At 70.9% G+C, this 5221-nt stretch carries 4 protein-coding genes; all 4 read right to left on the reverse strand.

Features of this window, described 5'->3' with window-relative positions:
* A partial coding sequence (locus H0488_RS21885; protein ID WP_446685636.1) for a DEAD/DEAH box helicase occupies positions 1–1059 on the reverse strand: 1059 nt, incomplete at its 3' end.
* A 237-nt stretch (positions 1060–1296) separates the two neighbouring features.
* Complete coding sequence (locus H0488_RS21890) at positions 1297–2772, reverse strand: flavin-containing monooxygenase (protein ID WP_183101326.1); 1476 nt, start codon at positions 2770–2772, stop codon at positions 1297–1299.
* Between the two features lie 9 nt (positions 2773–2781).
* On the reverse strand, positions 2782–3984 hold the full coding sequence (locus H0488_RS21895; protein WP_281369736.1) for a CaiB/BaiF CoA transferase family protein: 1203 nt from the start codon (positions 3982–3984) through the stop codon (positions 2782–2784).
* A gap of 385 nt (positions 3985–4369) precedes the next feature.
* Positions 4370–5221: M15 family metallopeptidase (locus tag H0488_RS21900; protein ID WP_183101327.1), on the reverse strand; the 852-nt coding region annotated here is incomplete at its 5' end.

The raw sequence follows: 5221 nt of genomic DNA on the forward strand, positions 1-5221 counted from the left end.
GACCTGGTCGTCGGCCATCAGGGTGACGACGGCGCCGGCGGCACCGGCCCGGGCGGTGCGGCCCGAGCGGTGCAGGTAGGCCTTGTGCTCGGCCGGCGGGTCGGCGTGGACGACCAGCGCCACGTCGTCGACGTGGATGCCGCGCGCCGCGATGTCGGTCGCGACGAGCGTGGTCGCCGTACCGCTGTGGAACGCGTCGAGGTTGCGGGTGCGGGCGCCCTGGCTGAGGTTGCCGTGCAGGTCGACCGACGGCACGCCGCTCTTGTTGAGCTGGCGGGCGAGCGCCTTCGCGCCGTGCTTGGTGCGGGTGAACACGATCGTGCGGCCCGGCGCGCTGGTCAGGTCGACGAGCACCGGCACCCGGAGGTCGCGGTGCACGTGCAGGACGTGGTGGTCCATCTTCGCGACCGGCGACTGCGCCGAGTCGGCCTGGTGGATGACCGGCTTCACGAGGAAGCGCTTCACCAGCACGTCGATCGCGTTGTCGAGCGTCGCGGAGAAGAGCATCCGCTGGCCGCTGGTCGGGGTCTGCCCGAGCAGGCGGCGCACGGCCGGGAGGAAGCCGAGGTCGGCCATGTGGTCGGCCTCGTCGAGCACGGTGATCTGGACGTCGGCGAGGCTGCAGTGGCCCTGGCCGATGAGGTCCTCGAGCCGGCCGGGGCAGGCGATGAGGATGTCGATGCCGCGCTTGAGGGCCGCGACCTGCGGACCCTGGCCGACGCCGCCGAAGATGGTGTGGGTCTGCAGCCCCATCGCCGAGGCGAGCGGGCGCACGGCCTCCTCGATCTGGCTGGCCAGCTCGCGGGTCGGGGCGAGGATCAGGGCGCGCGGCCGGCGCGGGGCGGTGCGACCGCCGCCGGCGGCGATCCGGGCGACGACCGGCAGCGCGAACGCGTAGGTCTTGCCGGAGCCGGTGCGGCCGCGGCCGAGCAGGTCCTTGCCGGCGAGCGAGTCGGGCAGGGTCGCGGCCTGGATCGGGGTGGGGACGGTGATGCCGTTGGCTGCCAGCACCGCGTTGAGGGCGGTGGGCACGCCGAGGTCGGCGAAGTTCGTGGTCAAGAGAAGGTCTCTCCGGAGTGCGCGCCCTGCATCATGCGGATGCTCGGCGGACTCCATGTCGGCGTCTCGCCGTGCTGTCCCGCCGGCGGCGGGAAGGGAAGCGGGCCTCGGTTTCGAGGAGCGCGGCGGACGTCCGGGTGGAGCTGGAGCGTCTGCGTAGCGCGAGGCCCGGGGCAAGACCGGCCGGACCGATGTCCTCAGCCTAGGGGGTCGCGCCCCGATCGGCTGCATCCGCGCCTATGTGAAGCGGAGCACCCCGTCGTCGATCGGCGCGCGGCGGATCACCAACTGGTCGACGTAATAGTTCTGCGCCATCCGCCACGGCGCCCGGTCGCCCTCGCTGGGGAGCAGGTGCGCGGAGCGCTGGATGTAGCCCGAGGTGAGCGGCATCAGCGGACGCCGCTCGACCGACGCGTCGGGCACGGGTACGGCGGTCCGGTAGCCGTGCGCGTCGAGGTGGGCGAGCAGCCGGCACACGTAGTCGATGACCAGGTCCGCCTTGAGCGTCCAGGACGCGTTCGTGTAGCCGACGGTGAAGAACAGGTTCGGCACGCCGCTGAGCATCAGGGCCTTGTAGGCCAGCCGCGAGGGCAGGTCCAGCGGCTCCCCGTCGACGACGAACTCGATGCCGCCGAACGGCATCTGCATCTGGAAGCCGGTCGCCGAGACGACGAGGTCCGCCTCGAGCTCCTTGCCGGACGCCAGCCGGACGCCGGTCGGCGTGAAGGTCTCGATGGTGTCGGTGACGATGTCGGCGGCACCGCTCCTCAGCGCCTTGAAGAGGTCGCCGTTGGGGACGAAGCACAGCCGCTGCTCCCACGGGTTGTACGGCGGCGCGAAGTGCTCGTCGACCGGGAAGTCGGGCGGCAGCTGGCGCGCGGTCTCGCGGCGCAGGAACGCCTTGGCACGTGCCGGCCAGCGCGTGCTGAACTTGTAGAAGCCGATCGCCTGGGCGATGTTGGCCCACCGCGCCGCCCGGTAGACGACCCGCTCGGGAAGCCGCAGCCGGGTGAGCAGCCGGGCCACCGGGTCGCGCCGCGCGCGGTTGATGACGTACGACGGCGTCCGCTGCAGCATCGTCACGTGCGCCGCGGCGCCCTCCCCCGTCGACATCGCCGGCACCAGCGTCACCGCGGTCGCGCCGCTGCCGATCACGACCACCCGCTTGCCGCTGTAGTCGAGACCCTGGGGCCAGTGCTGGGGATGCACGATCTCGCCGCGGAAGTCGGCCATCCCCGGCCACTCGGGCTGGAAGCCCTGTTCGTACTTGTAGTAGCCGGCGCACGACCACAGGAAGCTCGCGGTCAGCGTGACCGTCTCGCCGGCCGCTCCGTCGTCGGCGGGATCGCCGACGCTCGCGGTCACCGTCCAACGCGCCTGGTCGGAGTCCCACTCGGCCCGGGTGACCCGGTGCTGGAAGCGGATCAGCCGGTCAACGTCGTACTCGTCGGCGACGGTGTCGATGTACTCGCGGATCAGCGGGCCGTCGGCCAGCGCGACGTCGCTGCGCCACGGCCGCCAGGTGTAGCCGAAGGTGAACATGTCGCTGTCGGACCGGACGCCGGGGTAGCGGAACAGGTCCCAGGTGCCGCCCTTGGCCGAGCGGGACTCGAACACGGCGACGGTCTTCTCCGGCAGCCGCGCGCGGACCTGCGCGGCAGCGCCGACGCCCGAGAGACCAGCTCCGATGATGAGGACGTCGACATGTTCCATGGAGCGTTCCTACTCCTCCGCGACCTGCACAGCGACCCCCCGCAGTAGGAGATCCTCGACATTCTCGATGCCCCAGGCGGTGAGCGCGTCGCGGGTATGAGCGCCTGCCTTCGGGGCGGGTGGCATCCCCAGGGTGGCCTGCGTGCGCGAGAATCGCGGCGCCGGCTGCGGCTGCACGATCCCGTCCTTCTCGACGAGGACCTCGCGGGCCTTCATGTGCGGGTGGTCGACGGCCTCGCTGAACTTGAGGATCGGCGCGACGCAGGCGTCGGTGCCGTCGAAGACCGCGCACCACTCGTCGCGCGTCCTCTCCTTGAACCGCGCGGCGATCAGCTCGCGCATCTCGTCGAACCGGTCGAGCTCGAACTGCCCGGGGGCAGTGTCCTTGATGCCGAGCAGCTCGACGAACTGGGCGAAGAACTGCGGCTCGAGCGCGCCGACCGACATGTGCTCGCCGTCGGCGGTCTCGTAGATGTCGTAGAACGGCGCACCGCCGTCGAGCAGGTTGCTGGCCCGCTCCTCCTTGAAGTTCCCGCCGGCCAGGAACGCGGCGAGCATGGCGTTGAGGTGGGCGGTGCCGTCGACGATCGCGGCGTCGACGACCTGACCCTCGCCCGACACCTTCGCCTCGAGCAGGGCGGCCAGGATCCCGATCACGAGGTACGTCGAGCCGCCGCCGAAGTCGCCGACCAGGTTCGCCGGGAACTGGGGCTTCTCCTTGACCTGGCCCAGCCCGTGCAGGGTGCCGGTGATCGCGATGTAGTTCATGTCGTGGCCGGCGGCCTGACTCCACGGGCCGTCCTGGCCCCACCCGGTCATCCGGCCGTACACCAGCCGCGGGTTGCGGGCGTGGCACACGTCGGGGCCGATCCCCAGCCGCTCGGCGACACCGGGTCGCATGCCCTCGACGAGCACGTCGGCGTCGGCCACCAGGTCGAGGATGACCTCGGCCGCAGCCGGGTCCTTGAGGTTGAGCGCGACGCTCGGCCGCCCGCGGTTGAGCAGGTCGTGACTGCCCCCGGTGAGCAGCTGACCGCCCGGCCGCTCCACCCGGATCACGTCGGCGCCGAGGTCGGCGAGGATGGTGCAGGCGTGGGGACCGGGGCCGATGCCGGCGATCTCCACGACCTTGATCCCCCGCAGCGGACCGGTGCCCTTGCCCAGCTCGATGGGACCGGCTTCGTTGTTCTCGAGCGTCATGCGGGCGATCATGGCACAACCCTGACAGTGCCGCTGTCAGCGTCCGCCGCTGGTCGGGGTGCGAGCGAAGCGGTCCGACGCCGCTGATTGAGGTGCGAGCGAAGCGATCGGCCGCCGCTGGTTGAGGTGCGAGCGAAGCGAGCCTCGAAACCAAGGCGCTCGCCGGCGTACCAGCAGGGTCTCGAGACGGTCGCTGCGCGACCTCCTCGACCACCGGGGGCAAGGTCTCGTGACGGTCGCTGCGCGACCTCCTCGACCACCGGAGGCAAGGTCTCGAGACAGTCGCTGCGCGACCTCCTCGACCACCCGAGGCAAGGTCTCGAGACGGTCGCTGCGCGACCTCGTCGACCAACGGAGGACGACACCGGGGGACACCGGGGGACACCGGGGGACACCGTCAGCCCGCGCGCACGATCCGCTCGAGCTCGAAGTGCATGGGGTCGGTGTAGCTCCAGTCGCCGCCCCAGGCGAAGCCCCACCTCTTCATGATCTGTACGACGACGGGGTGCATCTCGCCGACCGTGCCGCGCTGGTTCTCCAGCGAGTTGATGTCGATCGCGAGCCCGAAGGAGTGGTTGGACAGCGTGGTGGAGCCGGCGATGAAGCGCGGGTAGTAGCAGCCGACGTGGTACTCGATCTCCGGGCCAAGACCGGCCCTCTGGATCTCGAGCATCGCCTCTCTCAGCTGCGGCATCATGTACTTGTTGCAGGTCATCCGGCCCAGCAGCGGCACGGTCTCGGTGACGATGTGCGAGCGCACCCAGGCCGGATCCGGCTGGACCCGACCGCCGCCGATCGGCGTGTACGTGAAGACCCCGATGGCCTCGGAGAAGGTGCCGACGTACTGCACCGACTGGAACGTGTTGAAGTCGAGACCCTCCGTGGCGACGATGTCGAGGTCGGTCATGGAGATGTCGCCGACGATCGGCTTCAGCTCCTTGCGGAGGGCCTGCGGGGAGATGCCGCCGGTGTAGAGGACGAGTGCGTTGTTCTCGACCAGGCCGAGCGCCTCGCCCCACTCGGTGTTGACCACCGTGTCGATCGTGCCGACGTGATCGACGTACGCGCCGACGTGGATCGGGAAGGTGCGCTCACCCGAGCCCACCGCCAGGTAGCCGTCCTTGTCGAGCGGCAGCCGCCTCTCCAGCGAGCGGTCGACCGCGATCTCGCCCGCGGCCACACGCTCCCACCCGTCCTGGAGGCCGGCGCTCGCCTGAGGGGTGAAGGACCGGTAGCCGGCGGCGTCGAC

It is taken from the genome of Nocardioides pelophilus (assembly GCF_014180685.1).
Lineage (GTDB): Bacteria > Actinomycetota > Actinomycetes > Propionibacteriales > Nocardioidaceae > Nocardioides > Nocardioides pelophilus.

What these genes read in the sequence shown, in the direction of transcription:
- H0488_RS21890 (WP_183101326.1), bottom strand. Translation starts at nt 2,772, where the DNA reads ATGGAACATGTCGACGTCCTCATCATCGGAGCTGGTCTCTCGGGCGTC.
- H0488_RS21895 (WP_281369736.1), bottom strand. Translation starts at nt 3,984, where the DNA reads ATGATCGCCCGCATGACGCTCGAGAACAACGAAGCCGGTCCCATCGAG.